A 15,007-nucleotide genomic window follows, 5' to 3' on the forward strand; every position below is an offset into this window, starting at 1 on the left:
TCTCCACAAATCACCAAGCTTAACTATAAATATACCAAAAAAAAAACGTTTTTTTTCTCAAAAATTGTATCTTAGAAACAGCATGTTTTGAAACTTTCAGAAAAGGTTTGTTAGTAAAATGAAAGCTATACGTAAGGAGTGTTGTTTGATGAAATTTTTTCAAGAGTTTTTCATTATTATTTTCTTTTCTGTATTAGGAGAAGGCATACGGATTTTTGCTCATTTACCTATTCCTGGAAGTATCTTAGGTATTCTTTTTTTATTTTTAGCATTTGAAATGCATCTTGTTGATCCTGAAAAAATCGGAGCAACTGGTGATTTTTTATTGAATAATCTAGCTATTTTATTTGTTCCTGCTGGTGTAGGTTTATTGGAATATTTTGATGATATTGCTTCGATATGGCCTGTTTTACTGGGAGCAGTCGTCGTGTGTTCCATCGTCACGATGGTTGCAGCGGGAAAAACGGCAGAAGGTGTAGAAGCTTTGCTGGGCTATGTCCGTAAGAAAAAAGCAGGAAGGGTATCTGTAAACGAAATGGAGGAAAATCAAATTGACTGAGTTTTTTGTGAATCCACTATTTGGCTTAAGTTTGACTTTAGGAGTGTATGTATTATCTGATAAATTTTTGCGGAAATATAAACTGCCTGTTTTGAATCCTCTCGTATTATCGATTGTTGTTATTATCTTATTTTTGCATTTTTCTGGGATCAGCTATAAAGACTATAATATCGGGGGCAATTTTTTGACTATGCTGATTACTCCTGCGACAGTGGCACTTGCCATCCCTCTTTATAAAAACTTCCGTTTACTGAAAGAGAATTTTTATCCTGTAATGGCTGCGATTTTAGCAGGAATAGTCGCAAATTGCTTGGTTAGTGTAGGGTTCGGTTACTTCTTCTCTCTTCATAAAGAGATGGTGATCTCATTACTACCTAAATCTGTAACGACGGCTATTTCTGTCGATTTATCTCATACGATGGGCGGGGTGAATGCCGTGACACTTGCTATTGTTGTCTCTACAGGTATTTTTGGTTCGCTGATCGCCACTCATATTTTCCGCCTATTCAAGATCGAAAGTCCAGTTGCTCGCGGTGTGGCGTTAGGAAGTACTTCTCATGCTATCGGTACAGCAAAAGCAATCGAGATTGGCGAAATAGAAGGAATCATTTCCGGACTTGCGATATGCGTAAATGGGATATTGACCGTTTTGTTGCTGCCGTTATTCTTTCAGCCTTTTGCTGGCTTGTTTTGATGCGAAAACCACTATTTTATGCTACAATAACCAAAACGTTCGAGCATAAAAAAGGAGGGAAAGACGTGTATTTGTCTTCCGAGTATCTTAAACAATTTGATAAAGATCTATATTATAAGATTCTCCTCCTAGAAAGTTTTGAGGATCAAGCTTGGCATACCGCTGCACAATTAGCGCAAGTTGTTCAGCTGGATGCCCGCAGCGTGTCGAAATACCTGAACGAGCTGTCTAAAAACTATCAGCAGTTTAGCGGTAAGACACACCCTTTGTTTACAAAAAATCACCGTTCTGGTTATAACTTTTATGATACGCTCGATTCAATTGAACATGAGCGTTTTTTGATCTATCTCGTGCAAAGTACGCTGAAATTCCAGTTGCTGCACGACATTTTTTTTGAAGAATTCCATACAATGTACCAATTTGCGCAAAAGCATTACATTAGTGAATCTACTGCTCATCGAAAAATCAATGAATGGAAACAGCAACTGCAAACTTACGGAATTCGGCTGCAACGAGGTACATATATCGCTCAAGGCGAAGAAGAAATCATTCGACTTTACTTGCATATGACATTCTGGCAGTTGTTTCGAGGGAAAATCTGGCCATTTGAAACGATTTCTCAAATGGACGTAAAGAATATGGCAGAACATATCATGGCTTTTTTTAATGTTCGTCTGAACGAGATCAAAAAAAGACGATTGGAATACATGCTAGGTGCCTTTTTTTTAAGAAAATCACAGAAGCATTATGTTGTATTGAATGAGAAAAAAAGACGGCTGATTTCTGACAATCTGTTGTTCCAGCGATTTTGCCAAGTCATGGAGCCGGTATTTCCTAATTATTTTCAAGTAGAAGACGAGTTAGGCGCATTATTTCTTGTACTGATGACTCGTGAAGAATATTATAGTGATCCTAAGATACGGAAGAAAATTTTTGATTTTCATCAACAAGCAAAAACACCGCCCTTTACAGCCCTTTCAGAAGCAAAAGCCGCTCTTTCTCTTTATCAGGAAGAGCAGGGGCTGCCAGCAGAAAATCTAACCTTCGAGGCAGAAAACTATTTATTCAGCAGTCATTTTTTCGCCTATCTTTTTCCTAATGCGAAAGAAACGATTGATGGCAATAGTAGTGATTTTATTAATCATTTAGTTATTGAAAACAAGGAATTGAAACAATGGCTCGTACATTTTTTTGAAAGTAGACACAAACATCCCAATCATCTGGCATTTAAAAATCATGCGTTTTTGATGGGTCGGTATCTGACTGTGTTTAAAACATTAGGAGCCTTTACTCCACAGCTTCCAAAGATCACGATCCTTTTAATGACAGATTTCCCATTATTTGAAGAGCAACTGTTAGAGGAGGGATTACGGACATTTTTCCGTAATGAGTATCAGCTGATTTTTCTGCCAACAGATTATCGGGGGAGAGAAGTTGATCTTCTGATTTCGACAAGTAAAGTCCACCGCAAACCATGGGCGGATCTTGACTATTTTATTGTGACCGAAGAACTAAAATTAATTGATTACATCCAACTATCTCAAAAATTTGAAATGATTCAAAAAAAAAACTATTAAAACAATAACAAAGAAGGAGAAAAAAGATGACATTTGAAGAAATTTTACCAGAATTGAAAAAAGGTGCAAAGATTATTCGTAAAGGATGGAGTGGATTTGAACTTTATGTTGTTCTCGTATCCGATGATGAATTTGATGGCTGTCCAGTGACACCTTACTTATTGATCAAAACAAGTGACGAAGGTTTTTCCAGCTTCGCTCCTACAGTTTGTGATATTTTAGCAGATGATTGGGCGATCGTAGAATGAAAAACCAGTATCCAGATCTAGCTAAACAGGTTGTATTTATCACAGGAGCTGCTTCTGGAATTGGTGCTGCGCAAGCCCGAGCGTTTCTTGAACAAGATGCTTTTGTATTTGGATTAGATCAAAAGTTCGGTAAAATGGAAGAACTCTCTTTGCGATTTCCTGAAACTTTTGCCTACGCACTAGGTGATGTTCGACAAATGAAAGAACTCCAACAAGCGGTATCGAAATGCCAGGATCGTTTTGGTGAAGTTACGATTTTACTGAATACATCGGGGATATTGGATGCCTACAAACCATTGATGGAAACTGACGAATCGCTGTGGGATCTTATTTATGAGACGAATGTGAAAAGCATGTATCAGCTGACAAAAATCATCCTTCCTGATATGATCCGCCGAAAAAGCGGAACAATCATCAACATGGCTTCGATTGCGGGTTTGGTTGCTGGCGGAGGTGGGATCGCTTATACAAGTGCGAAACATGCAATCGTCGGATTTACCAAACAACTCGCTCTGGATTACGCAGGACAGGGTATCCGAGTAAAAGGAATTGCTCCAGGAGCCATCCAAACACCAATGAATGCGGCTGATTTTGAAGGGAAAGGTGAGATGGCTGAGTGGGTCGCAAATGAAACACCAGTCAAGCGATGGGCACAGCCGGAAGAAGTAGCTGAGCTGACGTTATTTCTTGCCTCTCCTCAAGCAAGCTACATACAAGGAACGATCATCCCAATCGATGGCGGATGGTTGTTAAAATAACCTTGTGTTTTTTTCAAGCTTCTGTATGATAAAACTAAAGAGAGAAACAACGGTTGATGATAAAAGAAAGTCGATGACTGTTCCCGACATTCGATGCCGAACAGCCAGTTCAAAAAATTCTTTTTAATAATCGTTAATATTCGAAACTAAGCGGCTTTTCACGACCTTTTGATATAAACGGTGTTCAAAAGCTTGCAACTGCGGTAACAAGTCCAGCCAAATGAAAAATATAAGGAGCTATTTTTATTTGACTATTCTTATTACTTGTTGCAGGGCAGCTTTTTCACTACCTTCTGCGGCACTTCAGTTGGAATTTTCTTCCCATCCTTTGGTCGCAGTCATTACCAAGATAAAATTATCTTGCAAAGGAGAAATAGAACATGGAAAAAAATAATACCCGTTCAGCCAAACGCTGGACAACGACAGATGTGACTCGGATGGCGCTAGTCACTGGTTTATATGTGGCAGTGACGCTGGTTTTGTCTGTCTTTAGCTTTGGAGTGATTCAGATTCGTCTCTCGGAGATGTTCAACTATCTGTCCTTGTATAACAAAAGATACATCGTCGCGGTAACAGCGGGAGTAGCTTTGGCTAATATGGCTTCTCCTCTTGGACTGATAGATGTTGTAGTAGGAAGCGTCAGCACGCTGCTTGTATTGCTTATCAACTATAAAATCACTAGTCGCATCAAAAACATGAAAATCAAAATGGCTGTGACAGCATGCGTATTTGCTTTTTCCATGTTTACAGTAGCTGGTCAGCTAACGATTTTATATCAACTACCTTTTTTCTTGAATTGGTGGGTGATTGCTTAGGAGAATTGGCATCAATGATTGTCGGTGGGATAATTATTTATTGGATCGGTAAAAAAGTGGATTTGTCAAAATAAAGATCTGTTTAATTTAAAATATGGCAGCGTGGAAGAGACTTTGAGTCTTCTTCCATGCTGCTTTTTTGATTAATTTGTATGAAGAAATCGATTTAGCCGTTTTTTCATCAAGATACCGATATAAGCTGCTCCAGTTGCCTTGATTGCTTCCGGCAGTAAAAACGGCAGTAGTCCACTGGCAAATGCAGTTGTAAAAGTAAGATCACCACTTATTTTCAGCCAGATCGTTCCGCAGATCAATGCAGCAAGAGAGCCCATTAGATTGGCAAAGATTGCATATAAGTAATGAGCATCCGTTCTTTCGATCATCCAACCAGTTATCCACGTTTGTAAGAGAAATCCAATCAAATATCCGCCAGTTGGCCCAAATAAAACAGCTATACCTCCAGTCATCCCTGAAAATACAGGAAGACCAATCAAGCCAAGTAAAAGATAAACTGCAACAGATATCAATCCTAGTTTTCTTCCGAGAAAAGTTGCTGTTAATCCAATAGCAAATGTTTGCCCCGTCAAAGGAACCAAGCCAAAAGGAATGGTCATCTGAGAAAGGACAGAAATAATCGCGGCAAATTCCGCAGCAAGTATTAATTCTTTCAATGTTCGGTTCATAATGCCCTCTTTTCGTTAACTTAATATTTTTATTTGGTTAACGAAATTGTAAAACAAAGTGATTACTTTGTAAATAGAAAATATAAAAAAAGACCAGCTATCCAATAGATAGCGGTCTTTTTCAAGAAAGCTTTTGAAATTATAAGCTTTGGTTGTAGTATTCAACGACAAGAGCTTCGTCGATTTCTGGATATAGTTCGTCACGTTCTGGTAAACGAGTCAATGAACCTTCCAATTTTTCAGCGTCAAAGCTTACGAATGCTGGGCGTCCAACAGTTGCTTCTACAGCTTCTTTTACTGTTACGATGTTTTGTGATTTTTCACGAACTGAGATCACTTGACCCACTTCTACGTGGTATGAAGGGATATCAACGCGTTTGCCATCAACTAAAATGTGACCATGGTTAACTAATTGACGTGCTTGACGACGAGTCGTTGCAAGTCCTAAACGGTAAACAACATTGTCTAAACGTTGTTCTAGTAAGATCATGAAGTTAACACCATGTTTACCTTCTTTGATTTTGCTAGCTTTTACGAACAAGTTACGGAATTGACGTTCGTTCATTCCGTACATGTGACGAAGTTTTTGTTTTTCAGTTAATTGCATGCCGTATTCTGATTGTTTGCCACGGCTGTTAGGTCCATGTTGACCTGGTGCGTAAGGGCGACGTGCTAATTCTTTTCCTGTGCCTGACAATGAGATGCCTAAGCGACGAGAAATTTTCCATGATGGTCCTGTATAACGAGACATTAAAATTTCCTCCAATGAATATAAGTTTTTGGAGTAAAATAATCCGTTGAAAAATTCATAATCATATAGTTTGTTCTTCAATCTTCACCTTTGCAGCCGCGGTTACACAATCGAACCCGAGACGGGGCAACAAACTAGGGATGAGTTATTATTTTTCTGCTGCATTATTTTACACAAACTACAGTATATGATAGATCATCCACGAATGTCAAGATAATTAGTACATAAAAACGCTTTACAAACCTAGGCTGTCTTTATAAAATGAGAGGGTATGTGCAAATGGAAAAAAGCGAAGGAAGTTTAAGGAGAAAATCAATGAATCCGGTATCACCATTATTTGAGAAAATCGATGCTTCAATTGAAAAGAAGGCGAATCTTTTTGAAAACAGCTTTTCACGTTACGCTGTTCGAGCGGTTCTCGCCTGTTTGTTTTTGACTTTAGGAACGGCTGTGGCATTTGCAATCGCGATGAAGGGGGAAGATATCGCGCATGGTCTAGGAAAGATTTTATACGCATTTATGTTCAGCTGGGGTCTGGTCATGATTCTATACATGAACGCTGAATTAGGAACATCGAATATGCTTTATATGACCGTGGGTGTTTTTCGGCAGAGACTTGCTTTAAGTAAGGCAGCCAAGATTCTATTTGCCTGTATTTTTTTCAATATGATTGGCGGTATATTATGTGGATTTCTTATTTCTATGACTACGCCATTTCAAGATTTAACGTTGGACAACTTTATGTTAGAATCAATAGCAGTAAAACTAGCAAAACCTGCAGCAACGATTTTGGTGGAAGGGATGTTTGCGAATATCGTTGTCAATACCGCTGTACTGATCAGCATGCGGATGAAAGAGGATGCCGGGAAAGTGATCACAGTCGTATTCATCATTTTCATTTTTGCTTTTTTAGGATATGAACACGTGATAGCGAATTTTCCTGCCTTTACGCTTGCTTACTTTGCTTCTCAAGGACAGACGGATGGAATGACAGTCAGCAATGTGTTACATAATTTGTTTTTTGCTTTGGCAGGAAATTATATTGGTGGCGGTTTAGTAATGGGACTGGGATATGCTTGGCTGAATCAGTCAAAATCATCCTATGTGGACTAAAAAGTCGTTCATTAAAGGGGAAGTGCCATGGAAGTTTTAGTTTTTCCAAAAAATGAGGAAAAAGCGTTACAAATGGAAAAGTACATGAAAAATCTTTTTTCCTTTGCTGGAGTACCTAAGCCGGAACGCGCTCTTTTACAACAACCGTTACTGGATGAGAGCAAAAATTTATCTATTTCTGAAGTTTTAGCTTTTGTTTATTATTATTATGAACAAATCGAAAGAGAGTATCAGTATGTAGCGATCGATTTAGTCCAGAAAAACATCAAACGGCTTACATTTGAAGACTTAGTCGTATTGTTGCCACTAGTTCAGAAAAAAGAATGGTGGGACAGCATCGACTCTTGGAGAAAAGTATACAGCACATGGTGTAAAGCCTACCCAGAGCAGCGTGAAGAAGTCTTTCAATTGTTTGAAAAAAAGGAAGATTTTTGGCTACGTCGAATAGCAATCACGTTGCAATTAGGTTATAAACAGCAAACAGACACAGGACTATTGATCCGAGCAATAGACGAAGATCGTCAAACAAAGGAATTCTTTATCCAAAAAGCAATTGGTTGGGCATTACGCGATTACAGTAAGACCGATGCCGATTGGGTAAAAAGACAGCTGACAACAGATTTGAGTAAGTTAGCTGTTCGAGAGGCAAGTAAGTATTTATAAGAAAGCGAGACGACAAGAGATGAGACGCAAATTATTTGCTTTTGATATTGATGGAACGTTGTTAGATTCAAACAAACAAGCTTTAGATAGCACGAGAGAAGCATTGGAAAAATTACGCAAAGCCGGTCATCTGGTCACGATTGCTACAGGGCGGAGCCGATTTCATGCGCAAGAGATCATTCGCGATCTTGATTTTACGAACTACATTTTATGTAATGGAGCGGCCGGTTTTTTAGACCATGAACAAGTATATAAGAATTTACTAGATCGCGACCAGTTGGATGCGTTCGTTCAAGAAGCGCATCATGAGCAGATCGATACAGCTTTTGTCAGCTTAGACAATATCAAGCGTTCTTCTTCCAATGATGTAACGGTGATGGAAGAAGCGATGCATTCTTTCGGTGCTGTCTTGCCTGAATTAGATCAGTTTTTTGCAGAGGAACAAGAAATATACCAAGCGTTAGCATTTTTCGATCAAACATATGATGGGAAGTTCTCTTCATATGATAAAATTCGATTTGTCCGCTGGCATGAGAACAGTGTAGATGTCGTACCTAAAAATGGTTCTAAAGCAGCGACAATTCTGCACTTAGCAGAACAAGTAGGCATCCCTCATGAAGACATCATCAGCTTTGGCGATGGACAAAACGACCGTGAAATGTTGCGCATGTCAGGAATTGGGATAGCTATGGGGAATGCTGTGCCAGAAGTACAAGCAGAAGCTAAGATGGTCACTGATACAAACGATCAGGATGGAATTTGGAAGGCATTGAAAGAGTTAAGCGTGATTTAAAAGAGGTTGTGAAAAAGCTGTTCTGCATCAAGTAATAAGCCCAGCCAAACAAAAATAGCTCCTCCTATTTTTCGTTTTTCTGGGCTTATTACCGCAGATGCAAGCTTTTGAACACCGTTTAAGGAAGAGGTCGTGACAGAAGTGGTCAGTTTTAAGAAATAAGAAGGGATTTACGAAAATTGCTTCTCAAATTTTTGTAAAATTACGGCTTATTTCTGAAGAAGTAGATGAAACAACGTTTATTCGGGAAATGGGACTGTGACAAGATGTTTGTCATAGTCCCATTTTTTTATTTTATTTTTCAAAACTAAGAAATACCAGGAAAGAGTTCCTTTTGTTTGACCTTTTCTTTCTTATTGAAAACAACTATAATATAGAGTGATGTTAAAAGAGAAGAGGAATTTAGTGTGCGGGTATTGTTTATTGGTGATGTAGTAGGTTCAATGGGACGAGAGATGATTACTGAATATCTTCCTAGATTGAAGAAGAAGTACCGTCCGCAAGTAACGATTGTAAATGGTGAGAATGCCGCTTCTGGACGTGGAATCACAGAAAAAATCTATAAAAAATTTTTGCAAGACGGCGTAGATGTCGTGACGATGGGGAATCATACGTGGGACAACCGCGGAATCTTTGAGTTTGTAAATGAAGCTAAAAAGATGGTTCGTCCGGCAAATTTTCCGGAAGGGACGCCTGGACAAGGGATGGTCTTTGTCAAAGTGAACCAAGTCGAACTGGCAGTGATCAACATGCAGGCTCGTTCTTTTATGGTGGACTTGGATGATCCTTTTCGTAAAATGAATGAGCTGGTAGAAGAAGCCAGAAAACGTACGCCGATCATTTTTGTAGATTTTCATGGAGAAACAACAAGTGAAAAACAAGCAATGGGCTGGTTTTTAGATGGGAAAGTTTCAGCAGTGGTCGGTACACATACACACGTTCAGACAAATGATGCGCGAATTTTGCCAAGAGGAACAGCGTATCTGACAGACGTTGGGATGACAGGTCCCTATGATGGTATTTTGGGTATGCGCAGAGAACCTGTAATCGAAAAGTTTCTGACCGCATTACCAAAACGTTTTGAAGTTGTGGAACAAGGCCGATCGATTTTAAGCGGCTGTATCTTGGAATTGGATGATACGACAGGTCATGCAAAAGAAATCCAGCTGATTCAGATCAACGATGATCGACCGTTCATGGAGTAGAAAGAGAGGCAGTTTTTTGCAGCAGGAGCCGGAAATTCAAAAAGAAGTAAGGAAACTGACAAAACTTTTAAGAGAGAATGAAACGATCATTCGCTACAAAGAACTTGAAGAAAAGATCCAGCAAAACCAGTATTTAGCTGAGTTGAGAGAAAAAATCAAACAAGCGCAAAAAGATGCTGTTCATTTTGCCCACTATGACAAACCAGCAGCAGAACAAGAAGCAATCAAACAAGCAGATCAATTCATGCAAGAATTTGATCAGCATCCGCTTGTTGTAGCTTATAGAAAACAGCTGTTGGAAGCAGATGATCTGCTTCATCATTTAACAACTATGATACAAGAAGAAATCAATGGACAAATAGAGGAGGAAAAACATGCCTCAAAAAACTAAAAATACTCCTATGATGGAACAATATCTAAGCATCAAGGCCCAATACCAAGATGCTTTTTTGTTCTATCGTTTAGGAGACTTTTATGAACTATTTTACGAAGATGCGATCAAAGCGTCACAGCTTTTGGAATTAACGTTGACGAGCAGAAATCGAAATGCAGAAGAACCTATTCCTATGTGCGGTGTACCTCACCATGCAGCACAAGGATATATCGATGCCTTGATTGAAAAAGGCTATAAAGTAGCGATTTGCGAGCAGGTAGAAGATCCAAAGACGACTAAAGGGATGGTCAAGCGCGAAGTGATCCAGCTAGTCACTCCTGGTACAGTCATGGACAGCAAAGGATTGTCGGCAAAAGACAACAATTTTTTAACAGCTGTAGTTAGTCAAGGAAATGAATTTGGCTTTGCTTATGCCGATTTAAGTACGGGAGAATTGAAGACGGCTCGGTTGCATGATGAAGAAGCTGTTTTAAATGAAGCCTCTGCATTGCAGACAAAAGAACTCGTATTAGGCAGTGAGATCACTGATACCCTTCGTGAACAGCTAAGCGGGCGTTTAGGGCTAGTCTTTTCTCAACAAAATGAGATGGAAGAAAACGCGGAATTTAGCTTTTTGACAAGCGAACTAGTCGATCCGCTGGAAAAAGAAGCAACCGGCAAACTATTGACTTATTTATCGGTGACACAAAAGCGGAGTTTAGCTCATATCCAAAAAGCAGTAGAATACCAACCAGATCATTTTTTGAAAATGGATTATTATTCAAAATTCAACCTAGAATTAAGCCAATCTATTCGGACTGGGAAAAAGCACGGCACTCTTCTATGGTTGTTAGATGAAACAAAAACAGCAATGGGTGGCCGTTTACTAAAACAATGGCTAGACCGTCCGCTTATCCAGGCAAAACAAATTAAAGCAAGACAAGAAATGGTCGCTTCTTTGCTAGACAGCTATTTTGAACGTATCGATTTGCAGTCAGCATTAACGAAAGTCTATGATCTGGAACGCCTAGCAGGTCGAGTAGCTTTCGGTAATGTCAATGGGCGAGACTTGATCCAGCTGAAAACTTCTTTAGAACAAGTGCCAATGATCAGAGGGTTGATTGAAGGAATCGATCAAGGTCAATGGCAAAGTCTGCTTTCAGAAATGCAGCCGATGGACCATCTCGTCCAATTGATCGACCAAGCTATCCAAGATGATCCGCCGTTACAAATAACGGAAGGAAACATCATCAAAGATGGATTCAATGAGCAGCTCGATATGTACCGTTCTGCTATGAGAAACGGAAAGAAATGGTTGGCAGAACTTGAAGCAAAAGAGCGTCAAGAAACAGGAATCAAAAACTTAAAAATCGGATTTAACCGCGTTTTCGGTTATTATATAGAAATCACAAAAGCAAATCTTGGAAATGCAGAACTGGAGAAGTATGAACGAAAACAAACTTTAGCAAATGCAGAGCGTTTCATCACACCAGAACTAAAAGAATTGGAGACACAAATCCTCGAAGCAGAAGAAAAATCTGTTGATTTAGAATATCAGTTGTTTTTAGCTGTGAGAGAAGAAGTCAAAAAGGCTATCCAGCCGCTACAAGTACTTGCAAAAGCAATCAGTGCAGTAGATGTGCTACAAAGTTTTGCAACGATCAGCGAACGCTATCAGTATGTTCGGCCAGAACTTGTCAGTGACAAGCATCAGCTTCTGATCAAAGACGGACGACATCCTGTAGTAGAAAAAGTATTAGGACATCAGGAATATATCCCTAACAGCGTAGAAATGGCAGAAGACGAAATGATCTTGCTGATTACAGGACCGAATATGTCTGGTAAAAGTACGTATATGCGACAGTTGGCATTAACTGTTCTGATGGCGCAAATGGGCTGTTTCGTTCCGGCAAAACAAGCAGTTTTACCTATTTTTGATCGGATTTTTACCCGAATCGGTGCAAGTGACGACTTAATTGCTGGACAAAGTACTTTTATGGTAGAGATGATGGAAGCCAATCAAGCCCTGCGTTATGCTACGCCAAACAGTTTGATTTTGTTTGACGAACTAGGGCGAGGAACAGCAACCTATGACGGAATGGCGTTGGCCCAAGCAATCATCGAGTATATCCATCGTCATGTACAAGCAAAAACACTCTTTTCTACTCATTATCATGAACTGACGGTACTTGAGAAAGAACTTCCGCAGCTTAAAAATGTCCATGTTGGAGCCGTTGAAAAAGACGGAGAAGTTGTCTTCTTGCATAAAATGATGGATGGACCTGCGGATAAAAGCTACGGCATACATGTGGCAAAGATCGCAGGATTGCCTTCCAATCTACTAGAACGAGCAGCAGATATCCTGCATACGCTAGAAAATGGCGATAACGGACACCATACTGTTCCAGCTGAAGTAGAAGAGAAAACTAAAACAGCCAAACAGGAGCAAATAAAACCACCTGCAGAAAAAGTAAATCAAGACCATATACAAGACCGTGTAAAAGAAGAAAACCAACAGCTTTCTTTATTCAGTGAATTATCCGAAAATGAAACAGAAGTCATTGAATCACTGAAGCAAATAAATTTACTAGAAATGACGCCAATGGATGCACTAAACACATTATATGAATTACAAAAACAACTGTAGGAAGAAGGCGGATATCGATGGCCAAAATCCAAGAATTATCTGAACGTTTAGCTAATCAGATCGCTGCGGGAGAAGTAGTGGAGCGACCAGCTTCCGTTGTGAAAGAATTAGTGGAAAATGCAATTGACGCCGGCAGTACTCAGATTGATATCTTAGTTGAAGAAGCGGGACTGCGGACGATCCAAGTGATTGATAACGGAGAAGGCATTTTGGCAGACGACGTAGAGAATGCCTTCAAGCGGCATGCGACAAGTAAGATCCATAATCGCGACGATCTTTTTCGCATACGAACGCTGGGCTTTCGAGGGGAAGCTTTGCCAAGTATTGCCTCTGTTTCTGAAATGACTCTGGAAACGGCGAATCAGGAAGAAAAACAAGGCACCTATCTGTCGCTGAAAGGCGGAGAAGTTATTGAGCATCGACCAGCACCACTGCGTCAAGGAACGAAGATTACCGTCAGCAATCTGTTTTTCAATACGCCAGCCCGCTTGAAATACGTGAAAACACTGCACACAGAATTAGCGAACATCGGGGACATCGTCAATCGACTGGCATTGAGTCATCCATCGATTGCTTTTCGTTTAGTACATGATGGAAACAAAATGCTGGCAACTGCTGGAAATGGCGATCTGAAACAAACAATTGCGGGAATCTACGGATTATCTACCGCAAAAAAAATGCTGAAAATCGAAGGAAAAGATCTAGATTTTGAGTTATTTGGCTATGTTTCATTGCCTGAGGTGACTCGTGCCAGTAGGAATTACTTATCGACGATCATCAATGGACGTTTTATCAAGAACTTTTCCTTGAATAAAGCAATCGTTGCAGGTTATGGGTCAAAATTAATGGTCGGTCGTTTCCCTATTGCTGTATTGGAAATCAAAATGGACCCGCTTTTAGTAGATGTAAATGTTCATCCGACGAAGCAGGAAGTCCGGCTGTCGAAGGAAAAAGAACTAACAGAGCTAATTAGTAACGCCATTCAAAAAGCATTGTCTCAAGAAAATCTGATTCCAAGTGCAGCGGATAATCTACGGTTTAAGAAAAAAGTACCTGATCAGCCTAAAACAGAACAAATCGAAATCGATTTGTCCTACGCTTTTGAAGAAGAAAAACCTAAAAAGCCAAGTAGTTTGAATTTTGATCGAGAGACAGGTACCTTTTTCGTAGAAGAACCAAAGAACACATTTGTTGACAGAATTGTTGATAAGTCTGTGGAAAATGTTGAAAACTATTCTGGTTTTTCTGAAGAAAACACCACTTATCCAGAAAAAACAGCGAAAACGGTGGATAAGTTTGGTGAAAATGTTGATAACTTTGTAGAAAAAACAGTGGAAAAATCTGAAAAGAAAGAATTTCCCATTGTGGATAACATGGAGAAAACAAATGAAGAACAAGCAGATAAATCCGTAGAAGAGGATGAAAAGATTTACGAGGAAGAATTGACACTCCATCCTGAATTTGATTTCACTCAAGGAAACGACAAAACATTAGAACAAGCCATCAAGAAATTAGAAACGGAAAAACCAGTACAACGTTTTCCTCAGTTGGAATATTTTGGACAGATGCACGGAACGTATCTTTTTGCCCAAAGTAGCGATGGGTTGTACATCATTGATCAGCATGCTGCCCAAGAGCGCATTAAGTATGAATATTTCCGGGAAAAAATTGGGGAAGTATCTGATGATCTGCAAGAATTGCTTGTTCCATTTGTGTTAGACTATCCAAACAGTGATGCTTTGAAATTAAAAGAGCAAAAACACTTGCTAGAAGATGCAGGGATTTATTTAGAAGAATTTGGTCAAAACAGCTTTATTGTACGGGCCCATCCTACTTGGTATCCCAATGGAGAAGAAGAATCGATTATTCGGGAGATGATCGATATGCTGCTGACAACTGGAAGTGTGAGTGTAAAAAAATTCCGTGAAGCAACAGCAATCATGATGAGTTGCAAACGATCGATTAAAGCCAACCATTATTTGAATGAAGCACAAGCACGTGTGCTGCTGAAGGATCTGGCACGATGCGAAAATCCTTTCAATTGTCCCCATGGCCGTCCAGTATTGATTCACTTTACCAATTCGGATATGGAAAGGATGTTCAAACGAATCCAAGACCCGCATTAAGT

14 protein-coding genes and 1 pseudogene are annotated in these 15,007 nt (G+C 39.5%); 13 read left to right on the top strand and 2 right to left on the bottom strand.

Annotated elements, in window-relative coordinates:
* Positions 1 to 148 precede the first annotated feature (148 nt).
* The 6 genes and pseudogenes from IGL70_RS00630 (at position 149) to IGL70_RS00655 (ending at position 4,725) form a co-directional block, all read left to right on the top strand.
* Positions 149 to 559, top strand: coding sequence for a CidA/LrgA family protein (locus IGL70_RS00630; protein WP_002294274.1), 411 nt, complete (start codon positions 149 to 151; stop codon positions 557 to 559).
* Complete coding sequence (locus IGL70_RS00635; protein WP_002294273.1) at positions 552 to 1,253, top strand: LrgB family protein; 702 nt, start codon at positions 552 to 554, stop codon at positions 1,251 to 1,253. The genes IGL70_RS00630 and IGL70_RS00635 overlap by 8 nt, the downstream gene beginning before the upstream one ends.
* Positions 1,253 to 2,830: a helix-turn-helix domain-containing protein gene (locus IGL70_RS00640; protein ID WP_002324286.1), complete on the top strand. Its 1,578-nt coding sequence runs from the start codon at positions 1,253 to 1,255 to the stop codon at positions 2,828 to 2,830. The genes IGL70_RS00635 and IGL70_RS00640 overlap by 1 nt, the downstream gene beginning before the upstream one ends.
* Before the next feature lie 26 nt (positions 2,831 to 2,856).
* The gene (locus IGL70_RS00645; RefSeq protein WP_002290506.1) at positions 2,857 to 3,078 is read left to right on the top strand and encodes a DUF2829 domain-containing protein; all 222 of its coding nucleotides are present in this window, start codon (positions 2,857 to 2,859) and stop codon (positions 3,076 to 3,078) included.
* Positions 3,075 to 3,836, top strand: a complete 762-nt coding sequence (locus tag IGL70_RS00650; RefSeq protein WP_002297929.1) for a 3-oxoacyl-ACP reductase — start codon at positions 3,075 to 3,077, stop codon at positions 3,834 to 3,836. The genes IGL70_RS00645 and IGL70_RS00650 overlap by 4 nt, the downstream gene beginning before the upstream one ends.
* Before the next feature lie 380 nt (positions 3,837 to 4,216).
* Positions 4,217 to 4,725 (top strand): annotated as a pseudogene (locus tag IGL70_RS00655) (QueT transporter family protein).
* A 69-nt stretch (positions 4,726 to 4,794) separates the two neighbouring features.
* Here IGL70_RS00655 and IGL70_RS00660 read toward each other — a convergent pair.
* Positions 4,795 to 5,334, bottom strand: coding sequence for a biotin transporter BioY (locus IGL70_RS00660; protein WP_002297927.1), 540 nt, complete (start codon positions 5,332 to 5,334; stop codon positions 4,795 to 4,797).
* 139 nt (positions 5,335 to 5,473) lie between these two features.
* Positions 5,474 to 6,085, bottom strand: a complete 612-nt coding sequence (gene rpsD / locus IGL70_RS00665) for a 30S ribosomal protein S4 (RefSeq protein WP_002294265.1) — start codon at positions 6,083 to 6,085, stop codon at positions 5,474 to 5,476.
* A 261-nt stretch (positions 6,086 to 6,346) separates the two neighbouring features.
* Here rpsD and IGL70_RS00670 point away from each other — a divergent pair, with 261 nt between their 5' ends.
* The 7 genes from IGL70_RS00670 to mutL all read left to right on the top strand — a co-directional run bounded on the left by IGL70_RS00670 (position 6,347) and on the right by mutL (position 15,005).
* Entirely contained in the window at positions 6,347 to 7,198 is an 852-nt protein-coding gene (locus IGL70_RS00670; protein ID WP_016629827.1) for a formate/nitrite transporter family protein, read from the top strand.
* 27 nt (positions 7,199 to 7,225) lie between these two features.
* Complete coding sequence (locus IGL70_RS00675; RefSeq protein ID WP_002294262.1) at positions 7,226 to 7,861, top strand: DNA alkylation repair protein; 636 nt, start codon at positions 7,226 to 7,228, stop codon at positions 7,859 to 7,861.
* Between the two features lie 19 nt (positions 7,862 to 7,880).
* Positions 7,881 to 8,654 carry a Cof-type HAD-IIB family hydrolase gene (locus IGL70_RS00680; RefSeq protein ID WP_002294261.1) on the top strand — a complete coding sequence of 258 codons (774 nt, stop codon included), beginning with the start codon at positions 7,881 to 7,883 and terminating at the stop codon, positions 8,652 to 8,654.
* A gap of 407 nt (positions 8,655 to 9,061) precedes the next feature.
* Complete coding sequence (locus IGL70_RS00685; RefSeq protein WP_002297139.1) at positions 9,062 to 9,859, top strand: TIGR00282 family metallophosphoesterase; 798 nt, start codon at positions 9,062 to 9,064, stop codon at positions 9,857 to 9,859.
* The gene (locus IGL70_RS00690) at positions 9,837 to 10,250 is read left to right on the top strand and encodes a YlbF family regulator (protein WP_002297923.1); all 414 of its coding nucleotides are present in this window, start codon (positions 9,837 to 9,839) and stop codon (positions 10,248 to 10,250) included. The genes IGL70_RS00685 and IGL70_RS00690 overlap by 23 nt, the downstream gene beginning before the upstream one ends.
* A complete protein-coding gene (gene mutS / locus IGL70_RS00695) occupies positions 10,234 to 12,879 on the top strand; it encodes a DNA mismatch repair protein MutS (protein WP_002297135.1) in 2,646 nt (881 codons plus the stop codon). Before IGL70_RS00690 ends, mutS begins: the two co-directional genes overlap by 17 nt.
* A 17-nt stretch (positions 12,880 to 12,896) precedes the next feature.
* A complete protein-coding gene (gene mutL / locus IGL70_RS00700; RefSeq protein WP_002294257.1) occupies positions 12,897 to 15,005 on the top strand; it encodes a DNA mismatch repair endonuclease MutL in 2,109 nt (702 codons plus the stop codon).
* Positions 15,006 to 15,007: the final 2 nt, after the last annotated feature.

This window comes from Enterococcus sp. DIV0901a (assembly GCF_051711525.1).
Classification (GTDB): domain Bacteria; phylum Bacillota; class Bacilli; order Lactobacillales; family Enterococcaceae; genus Enterococcus_B; species Enterococcus_B faecium.

Coding starts and splice junctions, on each gene's coding strand:
- IGL70_RS00630 (WP_002294274.1), top strand. CDS start 149: ATGAAATTTTTTCAAGAGTTTTTCATTATTATTTTCTTTTCTGTATTA.
- IGL70_RS00640 (WP_002324286.1), top strand. CDS start 1,253: ATGCGAAAACCACTATTTTATGCTACAATAACCAAAACGTTCGAGCAT.
- IGL70_RS00645 (WP_002290506.1), top strand. CDS start 2,857: ATGACATTTGAAGAAATTTTACCAGAATTGAAAAAAGGTGCAAAGATT.
- IGL70_RS00650 (WP_002297929.1), top strand. CDS start 3,075: ATGAAAAACCAGTATCCAGATCTAGCTAAACAGGTTGTATTTATCACA.
- IGL70_RS00660 (WP_002297927.1), bottom strand. CDS start 5,334: ATGAACCGAACATTGAAAGAATTAATACTTGCTGCGGAATTTGCCGCG.
- rpsD (WP_002294265.1), bottom strand. CDS start 6,085: ATGTCTCGTTATACAGGACCATCATGGAAAATTTCTCGTCGCTTAGGC.
- IGL70_RS00670 (WP_016629827.1), top strand. CDS start 6,347: ATGAGAGGGTATGTGCAAATGGAAAAAAGCGAAGGAAGTTTAAGGAGA.
- IGL70_RS00675 (WP_002294262.1), top strand. CDS start 7,226: ATGGAAGTTTTAGTTTTTCCAAAAAATGAGGAAAAAGCGTTACAAATG.
- IGL70_RS00680 (WP_002294261.1), top strand. CDS start 7,881: ATGAGACGCAAATTATTTGCTTTTGATATTGATGGAACGTTGTTAGAT.
- IGL70_RS00690 (WP_002297923.1), top strand. CDS start 9,837: ATGATCGACCGTTCATGGAGTAGAAAGAGAGGCAGTTTTTTGCAGCAG.
- mutS (WP_002297135.1), top strand. CDS start 10,234: ATGCCTCAAAAAACTAAAAATACTCCTATGATGGAACAATATCTAAGC.
- mutL (WP_002294257.1), top strand. CDS start 12,897: ATGGCCAAAATCCAAGAATTATCTGAACGTTTAGCTAATCAGATCGCT.